Here is a 14,766-nt window from a genome sequence, read left to right as displayed (position 1 = left end):
ACGCGATTGAACCCGCAGGAAAATATCGCTTTTCCGTTTTTATCGTTTAACGCGACGGGCGGGGTGCATCCGGCTACTAACCTGGCGGGGTTCTTGTTAGTGATTCGCCGGGACGTCTTTGCCTATCATTCAAGGGTACGGCGACAAGTCAACCAGTCCTCCGAACTACACCACGCTAATGTCCCGATCTGTTCTGTTAATCGCATGGGTGTGTTGCTCATGTTGTACGGCACTTTGTGCAAGCGAACCCATTCGCATTCGCGTCTTGAGCTACAACATCCATCATGGCGAGGGTGTCGATGGACAATTGGATTTGAACCGGATCGCTAGCGTCATCAAAAACGCCAGGCCGGACTTGGTCGCACTTCAAGAAGTCGACCAAAACACGCGACGCACCGAAGTGGTTGATCAAGCGAATGAACTCGCATTGATGACAGAAATGCATTCGGTGTTTGGTAGCAACATCGATTTGCAAGGCGGTCACTATGGAAACGCCATCTTGTCACGATTTCCAATCCGTCAACATCACAACAAGCTGCTACCGAACGTTGAACGAGGTGAACAACGCGGTGTATTGATCGCAGTTGTTGGAATCCCCGCGGATTCAATTGACCTGAACGTTCGAGTTTTCGCGACGCACTTTGACCATCGTCAGAATGATTACGAACGACGGTTGTCAGCGGAGTTCATCAATCACTTGGTCGATGATCAACCAGTACCCACGATCTTGATGGGCGATTTCAACGATGTGATTGGCAGCGAATCGATCAGTCGACTACTGAAGGTATGGAAACCGACAGTGGACGCTCCCCTGCCAACAATCCCTGTCGGCAACCCGAAACGCCAAATCGATTTTATCTTTGGCTACCCTTCGCCCCGATGGCGCGTGATCAAGACACGCGTCTTGGAGGAGTCGCTCGCATCGGACCATCGCGCGATCCTTTGCGAGCTTGAGTTGATGCCCGAATAGCGATCGGGCGTTTCGTCTGGAGAACTTACTTTGTCAGCGTCGCGACGTACTCGTTCCAGATCTCTTCGGCCGACTTTCCGGTCAGCTTGTTCCAGAGGTCATCGGTGTACTCGCCTTCACGCATGCTGGCGTTGAGCTTCTGGATCAGTTCCGCGTCGTATTTTTTAGCCGCGAAGTCCATGAAGGAAGCCGTCGTACGATAGCTGTCGTTGTAGTTCGCACGTGCAGGGTTTACGCGTGGGCGATTTTGTGGTGGTTCGTACAAGAACCAACGCACATAGTCGGCAACACCTTCGACCATCCAGCTGGGATTGCGATTGCGTCCGCGTCCGCGGTTGTATTGCTGGACGACGTGAACCATTTCGTGAACGATCGAACCCAAGGCTTCGCCTTCGAGTTGTCGACGGTACCAAGGTCCCGCCGCGGTAATGCGAGTTCCGGCTGCATAAGCGACGCCATCCATGTAGGCTTTGAATGTGACGGTGACGTCGGTCGGTGCGCTATAGCCTTCGCTGGGAAGCAGCCCAACGATTTTTGGGTACCACAATTTGCAAATCGGCATCAACTCATTCTGCACCCACGGTTGCAAGTCAGGCGTCTCGGTGGTGTCGAAACGGATGGTGTACTTGCCATCGATGTCCAGCGTATCGATCCGCGATTCAGTCTTTTGAAGTTCGTACGATTGACCGTCTTCGATATCGATTTCGGAGAAGAACGTTTCGGCGAACTGAGATTGATCGGTCGTCGACGCGACATCGAACAATAGATAGCGGTACGAACCAAGTGATTCGTCTCCTTCAGAGGGACGGATCGCGGCAGCGTACTGACCGCCTGGGACTTTCGACTCGCCACGGGTGTCAACATTGCCGATCGCAGTCCACGAGTTATCGGTGGGTGATTCACGACGGCGAAGTCCCATCTTTGCGTCCGCGGAATCGGACGCGCCGAACAGTTCGTAGACCTGTGGGCCGCGCAAATCGGGATGCCACGAGTACGACCGAATTTCCTTGATATCGATGTCTTTGCCCAAGTCGACCAAGATTCGCCCGCCCCGGCCTCCGCTGAAGAAGAAGTTGCGGTTTGGCTGGTCGGCATCGGTGGGGACTTCGCCGTCGAACAGGCACTCTGGTCCAGGGCTGTTCGAATCCATTTGTCCGCCGAGCAGACGGACCTTTGCCAGATTACCGGCATCGGTACTAGAAGGGGCCGCAATGTTGTCAAAGGAGAAATCTGCTTTGGCAGCACCGTTGGCGTGATGTCCGAGAACGGTTTCGGCGGCCTGCGAGTTCGCTGACAAGAGCGAAGTCGTCGGCAGTGCACTCGCCAGGAAGGCGAGGGATAGTTTCCAGAATCTCGTCGAAGTCATTCGTCGCATGCGTCGAAGTCCAGGGGCGTCAAACGTGGTGGGTTGTAATACAAGACCGGAATCACGATCGCATCGGTACTTCGAAGCTATCTGCGACCCTACATGCAGGACGACCAAACCGGTGGGCTGCGAACAGCCACCGTCTGCCAAGATTCAGGAATCTTGTTCGTGTTTCGACGTCGCGATGGAGTTAGAAGTTACAGATCACTTGGTAAAGGATTGTTCCCCTTCGCTAACGTTTCCTAAGGGAATAAAGCGGTGCGTCCATAGACGCGTCCGCCTCCAACCGTTTTACCAAGGCTTGTTCGTGCGATCCGCCACTACACGATCATGTCCGATTTCGGTGTTGACATAATCACCGATGAAGCCCGCCTGTCAACGCTTGCCGGATGATCGAAAGCGGGAATGCGCCTGATTCAAAACAGTCGCCTCGTTGCTGTGGCAAAGATCGTAGCCTTACAAGGTTCAGTCTCAATCTTTCGCTTTGCCGACAGCAGATGGCTTGGCATCCCCCGTCGGTTATCTGCCATGGTCGACAACGTACTACCAAAAACGCCAGCGACGTTTGGATTTGATCGTGGGCAAGTTCAATCGTTCGCACCAGTTCTGCACGTCGGTTGGATCCAACTCGTTGATCACCGAGACCTTTGGCGGTGATGCCTGCAAGAAAGGCGAGAAGAACCCTGCGTCCCAACTCCGTGCTTGAAACAGAGGCGGCCAAAGCAAGATGACTTGGCGTCCGTCGATCGTCGGAATCGTATCCGGTGTCGCTTCGCCCCAGACACTGCCCCCAAAATCCGCTTCGGGATATCCGCCTACGCCGTAGTGCCACCACGCCGAATCGGCAGCGTCATGAAATGCATCACCGGAAGCAACAGCGACCAAATCTGAATCAACCGTTCCGCCATTTCCAAGACGCATCCCCTGAAGGGCTGCTTGCAAAAGCGTGAATAGATGAAAGCAGTTCGAAAGGTTGTTGTACTCGACATCAAATCCGCGTCGATCCGCGACATGGATGACCAACAATTCTCCGCTCCGTTTGCGAAGCAGTTCTAAGACCCATGTTGGTCCGGCGGAAATGTGTTCGACACGTTCAAGCGACTCGATCGTTGCTGTGTCATTGGACATCTGCTGAAGGAGCGGTTCGGATCGAGATACGTGTGCGACCAATCCCTGCCCCAACAACTCCAACCCGATCACTGCTGACGAATCGATTGGCGCATCGTCATCATCGTCGGGGGGCAGTTCGAACGCATCGGCGAATCGCAGCATCGCTTGCAAGATGCTTGGCCCAGAGATGTTCGGATCAGCACCTGATTCGACTCGAGCACCCAAGTACACCGCCAAAAATCCCGCACCCGGCGCACTGTTGAGTTCGTCAAGACGATCGGCGAGTTGGCGTTCGACCTCGTGATCTGATTCGAGTTGCGACTCGGCCTGGCGTTCGGCAAGTGCGTTCAATGCATCTCGTAAACCCGCTGAAGGCGTACCGTCTTTCAGTCGGTTGGCCTCATCAATGACCCGCGTCACACAATGATTGACAGAATCGTAAGACGATGTCATTGAACCCTCGTGGTGCTTGTCGGTTTCAACAAAGCCAGCGATGGCCGCTTGTACGTAACAAGGCCAAGAACAAAAAAGCCACCAGATAAAATCCTACAACCGTGCCGCCAAAGAGCATGATATCACCTTCGACATTGCGGTTGTTTGCCGAGAAGAAAAACGAGAGCGAGATCAATTGCAAAATCGCGAGGGGAATGCTTATCAAAGAACTCCACCAATATCGTCCCAACATGCTCAATAGCATGACCAGCCACAACGCTCCGATCGAAATGACCAGTGCATACATCCCCTTGCTAATTTCAAATTGACCGGCCAGCAGTTTCGCCGCGCCAGCGAAGATCGCAATCGTGGTGGTGACCTGCATGATTTGGCGAATGCTACGCTTCGGCGACGGTGGCCTCGTTTCGCGAATGATTCGACGACTTGTCCACTGCATCACGGCGACGGAAATGGTGATTGTCATTGCAACAATAAAGAACAACGGCACCAGCAACTGCGGAGATTGCCGCAGGAAAAATCCGACCGTCGTCAAATTGGCAAGCCACAGAATACCGATCTGGATTCGAGGACCGTGGGACTGTTCGATTCGATCGGGCGAGAGACCGATAGCATCCGTTGCGTTAGCGGTTGTGTCAGGCAAATGAATCAAGCTCAGCCAAGTCCCAGTCACCGACCAGATCCCGGCCAATCCGCCGACGGCTAACCCGAGCGAAATCATGGTTTCTTTAGAAGGCTGGTCTAGCTTCGATGTACCAGCGATACCAATGGCAGTTGCGGACAACACAATCGCCCAGACAAAGCACCAACCGAGAAACGCCCCGTCGATCGCACTGCGGTTCGCATACTGAGGTTCAGAAATCGAGGGTGCGGAATCGTTGACGCTCATTGAATGCTGCGCTGGCGTAACTGTTCGATTGAGAGAAAGTGCAGCGGCAATTGTCCGTCGCGTCGATCGGTCATCTGTTGTAAGACCGCAATGTCAATCGACGAGGACAAAAATTTGAATTCGCCAGTGCCAAACATCGCGTTCGCGCCCGCTGGATGACGGCTGCCGATCGATCCAACAGCTAACTCGTCGATTTCAACTTGGTCAGTGTCCGATTGAATCCCATCACCGGTGTTGCGAAGCGTCGCCCGCGTACCACTCAGCCAACCCAAGTCGCTCATCGTCGAAATTTTTTCCGACAGAAAAAGCGTGTTGGAAAGCCCGTCGCTAACGTCGTCGCGACTGATCGGCGTATTGAGAACGAAGACGCCCCAATCGGAATCGTCGATTGGCTTTTCCGTCGGGTGGTGCAATCCAACATAGCTGCTGGCATTGGCTGCGGGCGTGGAGTCCGAAGGGCACTTTGATCCGGGATAGCCAAGTGATAGGACTTCCTCATTCTGTTCGCTATAGATACTGACGGAGCGATTAAGATGCGATTCGATGACCGCCTGGTCGAGCGGTTCCATCAAACGTCCCAGCCAGTTGTGATGATTGCCGGCGGCAACGTTTCGTATCGGTCCCGCCTCGGCAACCGTGCCCACTGGAAATTGCATCCAGCGATCATGATAGGTTTGCATCGCCAATCCGATCGCTACCAAGTTGGTTTGGCAGTTGGTGCGACGCGCCGATTCTCGCATCGACTGCAACGAAGGAATCAAAAGGCCGACTAAAACGCCAATGATCGCGATCACCACCAACAGTTCGACAAGTGTGAATGCTCGACGTTTCGAAGACATGGAAGGTAGCCAGATTGAAGTTGTTGGTTGGAAGGAAATACCGTGATGAATCCCGTGAATTCGATCGGCAGATCTCAACGATCACGGGACCGTTGGATCGCAAATCCGCTTCGGTCACCATGCGAAAACGTCGCTTCATAAGTCACCGAGCGATTCGGTTCCTCGGTGCTGTGAACGCTTGCTTTGACGATGATTGATGTATCGCTTTCGGCATCGAACGGTAATCGGACCTGCTGTTGGTCTGTCAGGCCTAGCGGATGAACGGCCTCGATTGCCGCTTCGAGCTCGCGAATCGATTTCTGTCTCGATTGGTGGCGTCGAACATCCACCGCGCGTCTTCCCAGCGAAATCGCGAAGGTGCCAACGACGAACGCCAACATCAAGACAAACATGACGGCAATCAAGCCATTTGGGCGTTTTCGGTTCATGGCTCGGATTTCCTCGTCGCGACAATTTCGAAGGTTGGGTCACGTTCGTCTTTGCCAACCAACCTCCAGCGGGAAGCATCGGATGTTTCGGAGTTTGGAAATTCGACACGGAACCGTTCGCCGATCTTGTAGTCCTCTCGCTTCGCAATGCCGCCATCGGCATCCGATACGGTTCGTATCAAGGACGTTTCAGCAGCCGAATAGACGACCGTTTGCGATTCATCGTCGAACGTCAATTCCACCTGTTGGTCCTCTGCCGTGTGACTGCGAGACCGATGAAAGTCGCGTCGAAAATCGTCTGTAAAGCGTCGCACTTCCTGCCGCGAGAGAAACTGGCGATCGGATCGTTGGGCGTTGTTTTGAATCGAAACCACCAAAGCAATCAGACCAGAAAACAAGACCGTCAACAGCGAGAGTACAACCATCAATTCAATGATTGTGAACCCAGATCGCGGTAGCGGACGAGGAATGACAATTCGATGCCGATTCATTGTCGATCCTCCATCCGCCAAACATGGTGGGTCAGCGGCGCCGCAAACTCTTGACCGCCGGGCTCTAGACGAAGGGGACTTCGAAACGTCAGATGAATGGCTTTGACGGAGCCGGATGGTGGGACGTCCATGTCGAACGGTTCGGCGCTGACAGCGATCCCGTTGGCTTCCACGGCAGGCTCGGTTGTCAAACGAATCGACTCTGTTTCCAAGTCGGCAAAGGCAACGTTAATCAACCGTTCGGCTAGGTTTTCCAGGTCGAGCCGCCGCTGCAAAATCACCGCTTGCTTGCGATCTTCATCCAGCCAATGCTGGTGGATTTTGAGAGCAAGACCAATTGCCGCCGCGAAAAATAGCATCGCGATCAACATTTCCATCATCATGATGCCGCGGCTCTTCGATGGTCGGATCATCTCGATAGCCTCTCAATCAGATTGCACAAGAACGTAAACATCGCCCACGCATGTACAAGCACGTAGCCACCAATCAAGAAGGTTGCGAGAGGAACGAACCAAGCCATTCGCAAGTCCCAGCGAAATGATTGGCGACGCAAAATGTCGTTATTCATTTGCACCATGGTCGCCGGCAATGTGCCGTTCTTTGCAGCGCTCTGCAGCCACCGTTCCTCAGATTTTGAAACCAATTTTGCTTGTCGCAGCGCATTGGCAAGTGGGACTCCACAGGCGATCTGATGTTTTGCAAGTCGGCTGGAAGACCGGATTGAAAGACTGCGTGCTGTTCTCAAAGAGGATTCGAGTAATTCCGTTTCACTGAGACCCGCATCCATCCCCAGCCCCATCGATTTCAGGAGCACAGCCCGGCGCTGATCAATGATCCGTTTGCCGAACCAGGGAACTCCTAGCAACAAGAATCGCGGCAACCATCGGGAAACAGTTAATGTGATTAAAAGCATGACCACAGCCACGCACGCGATGTTTCCAAGCAACTGTTGAATGTCGAGTGTGAATTTGGAAACAGGCAACTCCATCGAGAATTCTTCCGCTGTCTGCTCCAATATGGGAAGAATTAATTGGCGAACAAAGATTCCGACAAAGACGGCAATCACCAACGTCGCGAACAAGTAGATGAATTGTTGTTGAACGCGAATTCCTGATTGGTGCGATTCGCGTTCTATGTCGCTCGCCAAGCGTTCGTCGAGGGAGTCATTGGAAACACTTGTGGCGTTCAATCCAGAAAGCATGCGTTCGCTGTGATGAAGATTAAATGCCGCGACGGCATCCGAGTCGAGTGGCAGTTTGCTGCGGTAGACGGCCCGTGTGATACTGTGTCCCTGCGTCAACAGTTTTGCGCATCGTTTACATCGGAACGCCAACCCACTTCGACAACCGTTGGCAAATTGGTCGAACAGTTCATCCGCCGGAACGTTGATCTGGATCGAAAAACGCAACCAGCGATTCAACGAGCGGCGTTCTTCGTGATATCGCAGCAAGAAACAAGCGATCACGGAACTGACCAACATCAACACAATCAAAATCGCAATTGGGTGTATCGCAAACAGAAGCGTTCCAGCAATCGCGCCCAACCAGAGCCAGAATTCGAGGAAACCGACGAATCGATATCCACGCAAACGTGTTGATTCAACCGATCGTTGAATCAGATTGCGTTTGAGCGTCCGTAGCGTGGCAGCAACCAAAGCGAAGAGAAGTGCCAAACCGAGCGCGGCGAAATTCTGTTCCCCCATCAGTACGACAACCCCCTAATCATGACAATGGCGTAGCCGACCGTGAAGAATAACGCCAATCCCGCGATAAACACGGACGTCAACAAGCAGGTGACGTGAATGAATAGTCTTGTTCGGTACAGTCGAGACTCGGCCAACCGATGACATTCCTCAGTCGCGTGATGCCAAAGCTGCAATGTCTGGACTTGATTGGGGTGTTGGCTGATGAGTACCCCCAGGACGCAAACGGGTTGATCGTGGATCGGGATCGTCGAGATCAGCGATTCAAGAGACTGGCCTGATTCGATTCGCCCAGCGGCAATCCTTGCCCAGCGACGAAGGCTTGAATTTCGGATTTGCTCTGCGGCTGATTCAAATGCACGCGCGTACGTCTGATCCAACGAAACAGACTTGTAAATCGATTGGAAAAATTCGCCCAACGCGATTGCCCGAACGGTGGATCCGACCCACGGTATCATCGCCACGAGGTCGAATAATCCGGAGGGCAACCAATTCCAGACAATTGCTTGGACAAGCACGAACAACAACGCAACGCCCAAGCCGGCGGCGAGGTATCCCAACAACACCGAATGTAGCCAACCCATTTCGACCGGAGTGTATTGTCTCCATCCCACGACAAACAAGAAACCGTCAGACAACTCCAGCATCTTGCTCAATAGTAAGCCACCGATCGCAAGCGAAGCTAACAGGTACACAACCGCCAATGTGGTGATCTTGGCGATTTGATGTTTGATGTCAGCGCGAACGGTTTGCCAAGTTTCGAGTTGGGCTTCGAAGGCGACTCCACCGACGTCATGGCCAATTGTAGGATTCATTGCATGACCTCATCGAGCAGTTCCAACAACGGACCGATCGAATGCTTTAATAAGAAAAAGGTGATCCAAAGCATGACGCCAATCGATGTGACTCGCAGAATGCCGTTGACCCACCAATTCCGGTAACGCCGAGCCTGTTGTTGGTAGAGATCTCCGAGACGTTTCAAATCGAACGCGACCGCTGGACCGCTTCGTTGTCCGCTTGCCAAATCAGCAACACATTGCCGAATCGGATCGGGCGCACTGTCGGGAAACGCCAAGGCCGGTTCTCCATTCGCACCCGATCGAATCGCGGCAGAGACGCTTGACCACTGCCTTGCAAAGGCTTCGCCGTTCACCGAGGAAGCCGCGTCGATCGCTTTTGCCAAGTCGACGGAACCGGTCGAAAGAGTATCTTGAGTATGACGGTGGGACATGATTCCGGGGCTCACTTGAATCGCCAGCCAACGCGCAAAGGAGGCCAACTGACGAGAGGAGACCCGGCTTCGATTGAGCCATCTGAATAAGCCAAACAGCAACACGATGAGGGCGACAAGGATCACAGCCGTGACGGCGGCGGTCGTCAAAAAGTTAGTGGAAAAAGTGTTGAACAGTTGACGTTCGGTGGGTGCAAACGGACTCTTAATCAGTTCCGATTCGGCGAGCGAAAGGATCGTGAACGGCGTCACGACAAAAGCGATTGCCACCGCCGCAATCGCGTTGATCGTCGGATTAATCGCACCAAGTCGAAGTTGCCGGCGATCTTCGTTGGCCGCACGAATGGTGCGGACGGTTTCGCGAACCGGTTCGATCGATCCCGTTCGCGACATCGTCTCGATCGCGATCCGCACCGGTATTTGATAGGTCTTCGAAAAGGCGGAGATCGAATTCGATAGGGAACTTCCCTTCTCGAGATCGGTTCGTACCTTGCGAGCGGCGCGTCCTAAACGGGCGAGCGATTTGTCTTCCAAATCGCGTAGGCCCAGTGGCAGAGAACGTCCACTGGATGCCATCGCACAGACTTCGTCCAACAGCATCGCGAACGATTCATCATCAAGTGTGCCGGGATCAGCGTTCATTTGGCTGTCCCAAACCACGAAAGACTTCGGCTTCGTCCGTCATTCCGGCTGCGACTAAACGCGTCGCTTGTTCGTGCAATGTTGGGATGCCGGATTCGGACAAAAGACGGTCGATCTCGTTTGCGGAACGTCTGCTTTCCAATGCGGCAAAGACCTTCTCCCCAACCGAGTTGCCGGAAAGCAACACTTGCTGCGCGATTGGGACGCGACCTTGATATCCGGTTTCGTGACAGGCTTCGCATGCTTTGCCGCCGCAATCAACACAGGTTTTACGGAGCAGCCGTTGGCAGAGGACTCCACGCAATCCACTTTGGATCGCATAGATCGGCAATTTCATTTGCACCAGCCGCCGCAACGTCGCGCCGACCGATCCGGCGTGGATCGATGAAAAACAAAGATGCCCGGTCATTGATGCCGACAGAACGGCTTCGGCGGTTTCTTCGTCGCGAATTTCACTGACCAGCAAGACTTCAGCGTCTTGCCGAACTGCGGCTCGCATCGACGATGCCAGTGTCATGCCGCGTTCCTGTTGGATTTGACTTTGACTGATCGAATCGATCACCGATTCGATCGGGTCTTCGATGGTTAAAACGCTGCGGTTAACACCTGCTGTCGCGATGTGCGCAAGACATGCATACAGCGTGGTCGTTTTTCCGCTACCGGCAGGGCCGGCGACTAACAGCCAGCCTTCGCGCGATTGACAGACCGACTGGAGTTCGGCAAAGGTCGACGCATCAAAACCCAATTGATCCAGTTGTCTTAGTGAAGAGCGGTCTTCCATGATTCGGATTGCCGCACGGTCACCGTAAACGGTTGGGAAGACACCCAAACGCAATTCACGCTCGGAGCCATCGTGGTGTTGCCAGCGAAGCGAGCCTTCTTGTGGGGCACCATTGCGATAAGTCGGCAAGCCCGCGATTGCCATTAAACGCGCCACAGGATCGGTCTCGTCACATCGTGGAAACGATCGCACCAGATGCAACACACCATCAATCCGATAAGAAACTTCCCATTGGTCGCGCCGAGGCTGCAGATGGATATCACTGGCACCGCAGTCCAAAGCCGACGACAAACAATCCTTTACCATTTCGATCGCAAACGATGTGTCGTTCGTTGTGCGTTTGCCGGGCGTCAGTGACAGATGCATGGGCTGAATCGAAGGAGGTAATGTTGATGTCGAACAGGGACGATGTCGAACAGAGGCAACGGGCAACCTGCTATGCTGTGCACGTTTGATCGACAGTGAATTGAAAAGTTTAGATTTCGCTAGATAAAGAGAACTTGGCGGCGCATCTCAGACTGCGCAGCGTTGATTCACTGGCACGGTGGAATTGTTTAAAAAAGTCGTCAACAACGAACCAATTGTTTTCTTTCCAAGGCAGCCATGAAACGCGGTCCACATCATAGCGGTTTTACACTGTTGGAGTTGTTGGTTGTTATCGCCGTGATCGGAATCCTGGTCGGGTTGCTGTTGCCCGCAATCCAAGCGGCCCGCGAAGCGGCACGGCGGATGAGTTGTTCCAATAACTTTCGGCAGATCGCACTCGGCGTTTCGCAATACCATGCCGCGTTTGACATCTTGCCACCTCATGCGACAGGAACATTTGACAATCGGAACAGTGCGAATACGACGAATCAGTTTCGGTTGAGCATGTTCGTGTCAGTCACGCCTTTTATTGGCGAGTCTGCCGTATGGGAACAGCTTTCGAAACCATTGCTCGGGTTCAAGCCACCGATGGACCGGTCGCAGACGACCTCAGACGACAACGCGGATGATTTCGCGGACGAGTTCGGCGAGTCCGAAGACGGTTTCTTGGACTACGAGATGGGGATGGACTACGGCATGGGAATGATTGAGCAAGAAAGGACCCACACCTATCCGAGCATGGGGCCGGCACCGTCGGTCGAGATCTATGACCCTTGGTCGATTGAGATTCCTTGGCTGCGGTGCCCTTCCGATCCAGGGTCTGGTACCGGCGCGGGTCAGACGAACTACGCCGCTTGCCTTGGTGATGCGATCGAGGGTCTCGACGAAGGATTGTGGCGTTACCAAAACGGTCAATGGAGTCCCAGCGGAAAGGCACAGATGGAGGCGACGGGGCGCGGCGTATTCGTCCCGCGAATGATCACATCGTTCGACGATGTGACCGATGGTCTGTCGAACACGATCTTGATGGGTGAGATTTGTACGGACTTAGGCGACAAGAACATCGCGACCACCCCATCGGTCAACAACGGTTTCAAAGGCGGCGTTCTGGATGATGTCGATTTTTGCCGGCAACAGACCGATTCGATGCGTCCGCAATTTTGGGGAGTTATCCCCGCAGGGGCTGGAATTGGCCGAGGCCAACGTTGGGCTGATGCGATGCCATTGATGACCGGGTTCAACACGATCTTGCCACCCAACCGCGAGCTCTGTTTTGGTGGGGCCGCGTCGACGATCGGTACGCTCACCGCAAGCAGTCGACACCAAGGCGGTTGTCACGTTGCATTAGCCGATGGAGCCATTTCCTTTCTCACCGATTCGATCGATAACGGCACCTACACCAATGGCGGCCAAGGGACGGTGACGTTGGGCGGCCAAGGTGATTTGGCCCCGGGAAACCCCAGCGTTTTTGGCCTGTGGGGCACCCTGGGAACCCGTGACCAAGGCGAATTGGTCTCGGAAAACCTGAATTGGTGATTTGCCTGTAACATCGCAATCCCGGTTCCGCTTGGCTGGTTGTTACCGAGTCAGTTACTCAAACACGCCAGGTCGAATCATGAAACGTGTCGTCAAAAATATCGCCGTCGCAGCAGCCATCACCGCAACCAGCCTCGGCAGTGCCGTCCCGGCGATGGCGTGTGGCGGATCCCGCCCCCGCGTCATCAGCCGCTACACCGGGCACTATTCGGGCGGATATGGCTACAGCCGTCCCGCCAATTACTCCACCAACTACAGCGTCCCAACGCCACCCATTCGCTACAACCCGGCTGTTTCGCAGCAACCTTCGCAGCCACAACCGTTGCCTCAGTCGGCACAGTCGCAGCGCCCCGCGCAGGCTGTTAACCCGGTGCCCGCGGCGAGCAATCCACCACGACCGGCCGCACCGCAAGCCAGCCAAATGCCCGCCAGCCAAACGGCGGCCCAGTCGCCCAGTCAGCCAGTTGCCACGCAAGACGCCGAAGCGTCTGCCTTGGCAGCACTCGCGGCACTTGCCGGTGTGTCGGCTTCGACTCCCGCACCCGCCACGTCGGCTCCACAACCAGCCGCCCCGGTTGCCGGTCATGTCGGGACGTTCCGGGCGACTTTGCCAAGCAACTTGGCTGTCGACTTGCAACTTGCCGCTGACGGAACGTTTTCGTGGACCGTAGACAACAACGGCACGCCGAAATCGTTTAGCGGACAATATCGCTTGGAAGGCGGGCAGCTGACTTTGGTGCGATCAACGGACCTTCAAAAGATGGCCGGTACCTTTGTTGTGCAAGGCAACGGATTCAAGTTCACTTTAGATGGTGCTAACAACGGCGGACTCGAATTCCAACGCGTCTAACCAGGCAGGCTAGTTTTTGTAACCTTGCTGGCGATTGTCACCCTGTTTTTTGATGTCGTCCATGATTTTTCGCTTGGACTGCGTCAGCCGTTCCGGCCAACGAAAGCGGGGTGACGAAGACGGATCGTAGCCTGATAAATGACCCGTCAAACGTTCGGTCGGCTTTGTATAAACCAGTTCGGTTTCGCCGAACACTTCTTCACAGACTGCTGCTAAGCCCGGATCGTATTCACGAAGTTCCTTTCGTGTGTCGACGTGATTGTGGTCGTGATCTGGCGGGCGGTTGTTGTCGAACCACGACTGCACGCCTTCGGCAAAGTACTCGGCATGATTAACCGACGCGTACTTGCCTTTCCACAAGCCGCTTGCCATCGCACGGTCGTATGTCGCCCGCAATCGGTCGTCAAAGGTCGGATCCAGATTGACCATCCCGCGATAATGAATGTTGTGAGCGAATTCGTGAATCAAGATGTTCTCGGTCGCGTAGGGGTCGCCTTTGAATGCGAGTAAGTTTTCTTCGCCACATGTACAAACCGGGTCGCGACGTGATCCGCCCAGCCCGCGAGCTCTTGCATCCCAGTAGTCTTTCGGGGACAGATGCGCGTGTTCTGGAATGTCGGTCGTCAGCTCCGAATGGGACATCACGATCATTCTGGAACCGCTTTCGATCATCGCTTGCCGAACGTCGGGACGCTTGGCCAACATCATGTCGATCAAATAGCCCGCCTCTTTCAACGCGTAATCATTGACTGCGGCCGAGGCAACGATCGGATAGCCGTTCGCGTTGACGTACTTTTCGTAAAAGGGCGGCAGGTTCAAATCCTTTGGCGGCGTGGAGACTTGGTAAGTCGCCGCGTCGGATTCCGTTTGTTCGCTCGCGTTCACAAACGATCCGTCGCTCTGTAGCCAAACCGACAGGGCGCCCACCACGATTGTCTTGCAAAGCACGGACAGCACGAACGTGTTGCGGGCTGGCCTCGGGTGGTGCGATCCTCGGCGTAGTCGGCAGTGGCTGATCAAGTTCACCATCTCTGTTCCTCGGGGCTGAAGCACGAGTCGGAAATTGTACGTCGATGCAATCGATTTTGAAAATTTGCGGTGTCTTTCCGCGTAAC

General features: G+C 54.3%; 15 protein-coding genes. 3 read left to right on the top strand and 12 right to left on the bottom strand.

Features of this window, described 5'->3' with window-relative positions:
* The first annotated feature begins 178 nt into the window (after positions 1-178).
* Positions 179-970 carry an endonuclease/exonuclease/phosphatase family protein gene (locus tag CGZ80_RS12840; RefSeq protein ID WP_094415258.1) on the top strand — a complete coding sequence of 264 codons (792 nt, stop codon included), beginning with the start codon at positions 179-181 and terminating at the stop codon, positions 968-970.
* Positions 971-995: 25 nt separating this feature from the next.
* Here the strand turns inward: CGZ80_RS12840 and CGZ80_RS12835 are convergent, their stop codons facing one another.
* The 11 genes from CGZ80_RS12835 to CGZ80_RS12785 all read right to left on the bottom strand — a co-directional run bounded on the left by CGZ80_RS12835 (position 996) and on the right by CGZ80_RS12785 (position 11,265).
* A complete protein-coding gene (locus tag CGZ80_RS12835) occupies positions 996-2,345 on the bottom strand; it encodes a basic secretory protein-like protein (RefSeq protein WP_094414973.1) in 1,350 nt (449 codons plus the stop codon).
* Between the two features lie 534 nt (positions 2,346-2,879).
* Positions 2,880-3,899 carry a hypothetical protein gene (locus CGZ80_RS12830; RefSeq protein ID WP_143543902.1) on the bottom strand — a complete coding sequence of 340 codons (1,020 nt, stop codon included), beginning with the start codon at positions 3,897-3,899 and terminating at the stop codon, positions 2,880-2,882.
* Between the two features lie 25 nt (positions 3,900-3,924).
* Positions 3,925-4,785 carry a hypothetical protein gene (locus tag CGZ80_RS12825; RefSeq protein ID WP_094414969.1) on the bottom strand — a complete coding sequence of 287 codons (861 nt, stop codon included), beginning with the start codon at positions 4,783-4,785 and terminating at the stop codon, positions 3,925-3,927.
* Positions 4,782-5,624, bottom strand: coding sequence for a DUF1559 domain-containing protein (locus CGZ80_RS12820; RefSeq protein WP_094414967.1), 843 nt, complete (start codon positions 5,622-5,624; stop codon positions 4,782-4,784). Before CGZ80_RS12820 ends, CGZ80_RS12825 begins: the two co-directional genes overlap by 4 nt.
* Before the next feature lie 74 nt (positions 5,625-5,698).
* Positions 5,699-6,052: a hypothetical protein gene (locus tag CGZ80_RS12815; protein WP_094414965.1), complete on the bottom strand. Its 354-nt coding sequence runs from the start codon at positions 6,050-6,052 to the stop codon at positions 5,699-5,701.
* On the bottom strand, positions 6,049-6,543 hold the full coding sequence (locus CGZ80_RS12810; RefSeq protein WP_094414963.1) for a type II secretion system protein J: 495 nt from the start codon (positions 6,541-6,543) through the stop codon (positions 6,049-6,051). Before CGZ80_RS12810 ends, CGZ80_RS12815 begins: the two co-directional genes overlap by 4 nt.
* Entirely contained in the window at positions 6,540-6,956 is a 417-nt protein-coding gene (locus tag CGZ80_RS12805) for a hypothetical protein (RefSeq protein WP_094414961.1), read from the bottom strand. Before CGZ80_RS12805 ends, CGZ80_RS12810 begins: the two co-directional genes overlap by 4 nt.
* Positions 6,953-8,245, bottom strand: coding sequence for a type II secretion system F family protein (locus CGZ80_RS12800; RefSeq protein WP_094414959.1), 1,293 nt, complete (start codon positions 8,243-8,245; stop codon positions 6,953-6,955). Before CGZ80_RS12800 ends, CGZ80_RS12805 begins: the two co-directional genes overlap by 4 nt.
* Positions 8,245-9,060 (bottom strand): hypothetical protein, encoded by an 816-nt coding sequence (locus tag CGZ80_RS12795; RefSeq protein ID WP_094414957.1) that lies wholly within the window; start codon positions 9,058-9,060, stop codon positions 8,245-8,247. Before CGZ80_RS12795 ends, CGZ80_RS12800 begins: the two co-directional genes overlap by 1 nt.
* Positions 9,057-10,118 (bottom strand): type II secretion system F family protein, encoded by a 1,062-nt coding sequence (locus tag CGZ80_RS12790; protein WP_094414955.1) that lies wholly within the window; start codon positions 10,116-10,118, stop codon positions 9,057-9,059. The genes CGZ80_RS12795 and CGZ80_RS12790 overlap by 4 nt, the downstream gene beginning before the upstream one ends.
* Positions 10,108-11,265, bottom strand: coding sequence for a GspE/PulE family protein (locus tag CGZ80_RS12785; protein WP_094414953.1), 1,158 nt, complete (start codon positions 11,263-11,265; stop codon positions 10,108-10,110). The genes CGZ80_RS12790 and CGZ80_RS12785 overlap by 11 nt, the downstream gene beginning before the upstream one ends.
* A gap of 237 nt (positions 11,266-11,502) precedes the next feature.
* Here CGZ80_RS12785 and CGZ80_RS12780 point away from each other — a divergent pair, with 237 nt between their 5' ends.
* The gene (locus CGZ80_RS12780) at positions 11,503-12,801 is read left to right on the top strand and encodes a DUF1559 domain-containing protein (RefSeq protein WP_094414951.1); all 1,299 of its coding nucleotides are present in this window, start codon (positions 11,503-11,505) and stop codon (positions 12,799-12,801) included.
* A gap of 79 nt (positions 12,802-12,880) precedes the next feature.
* Positions 12,881-13,651: a hypothetical protein gene (locus CGZ80_RS12775; protein WP_094414949.1), complete on the top strand. Its 771-nt coding sequence runs from the start codon at positions 12,881-12,883 to the stop codon at positions 13,649-13,651.
* Between the two features lie 9 nt (positions 13,652-13,660).
* Here CGZ80_RS12775 and CGZ80_RS12770 read toward each other — a convergent pair whose 3' ends face one another.
* Positions 13,661-14,680 (bottom strand): hypothetical protein, encoded by a 1,020-nt coding sequence (locus CGZ80_RS12770; protein ID WP_198953679.1) that lies wholly within the window; start codon positions 14,678-14,680, stop codon positions 13,661-13,663.
* Positions 14,681-14,766: the final 86 nt, after the last annotated feature.

The sequence above is a fragment of the Rhodopirellula sp. MGV genome, assembly GCF_002251265.1.
Taxonomy (GTDB): domain Bacteria; phylum Planctomycetota; class Planctomycetia; order Pirellulales; family Pirellulaceae; genus Stieleria; species Stieleria baltica_A.
The sequence above is the reverse complement of the archived record's forward strand: the minus strand, read 5'-3'. Positions and strand labels throughout refer to the sequence as shown.

Coding starts and splice junctions, on each gene's coding strand:
- CGZ80_RS12840 (WP_094415258.1), top strand. CDS start 179: ATGTCCCGATCTGTTCTGTTAATCGCATGGGTGTGTTGCTCATGTTGT.
- CGZ80_RS12835 (WP_094414973.1), bottom strand. CDS start 2,345: ATGCGACGAATGACTTCGACGAGATTCTGGAAACTATCCCTCGCCTTC.
- CGZ80_RS12830 (WP_143543902.1), bottom strand. CDS start 3,899: ATGACATCGTCTTACGATTCTGTCAATCATTGTGTGACGCGGGTCATT.
- CGZ80_RS12825 (WP_094414969.1), bottom strand. CDS start 4,785: ATGAGCGTCAACGATTCCGCACCCTCGATTTCTGAACCTCAGTATGCG.
- CGZ80_RS12820 (WP_094414967.1), bottom strand. CDS start 5,624: ATGTCTTCGAAACGTCGAGCATTCACACTTGTCGAACTGTTGGTGGTG.
- CGZ80_RS12815 (WP_094414965.1), bottom strand. CDS start 6,052: ATGAACCGAAAACGCCCAAATGGCTTGATTGCCGTCATGTTTGTCTTG.
- CGZ80_RS12810 (WP_094414963.1), bottom strand. CDS start 6,543: ATGAATCGGCATCGAATTGTCATTCCTCGTCCGCTACCGCGATCTGGG.
- CGZ80_RS12805 (WP_094414961.1), bottom strand. CDS start 6,956: ATGATCCGACCATCGAAGAGCCGCGGCATCATGATGATGGAAATGTTG.
- CGZ80_RS12800 (WP_094414959.1), bottom strand. CDS start 8,245: ATGGGGGAACAGAATTTCGCCGCGCTCGGTTTGGCACTTCTCTTCGCT.
- CGZ80_RS12795 (WP_094414957.1), bottom strand. CDS start 9,060: ATGAATCCTACAATTGGCCATGACGTCGGTGGAGTCGCCTTCGAAGCC.
- CGZ80_RS12790 (WP_094414955.1), bottom strand. CDS start 10,118: ATGAACGCTGATCCCGGCACACTTGATGATGAATCGTTCGCGATGCTG.
- CGZ80_RS12785 (WP_094414953.1), bottom strand. CDS start 11,265: ATGCATCTGTCACTGACGCCCGGCAAACGCACAACGAACGACACATCG.
- CGZ80_RS12780 (WP_094414951.1), top strand. CDS start 11,503: ATGAAACGCGGTCCACATCATAGCGGTTTTACACTGTTGGAGTTGTTG.
- CGZ80_RS12775 (WP_094414949.1), top strand. CDS start 12,881: ATGAAACGTGTCGTCAAAAATATCGCCGTCGCAGCAGCCATCACCGCA.
- CGZ80_RS12770 (WP_198953679.1), bottom strand. CDS start 14,680: ATGGTGAACTTGATCAGCCACTGCCGACTACGCCGAGGATCGCACCAC.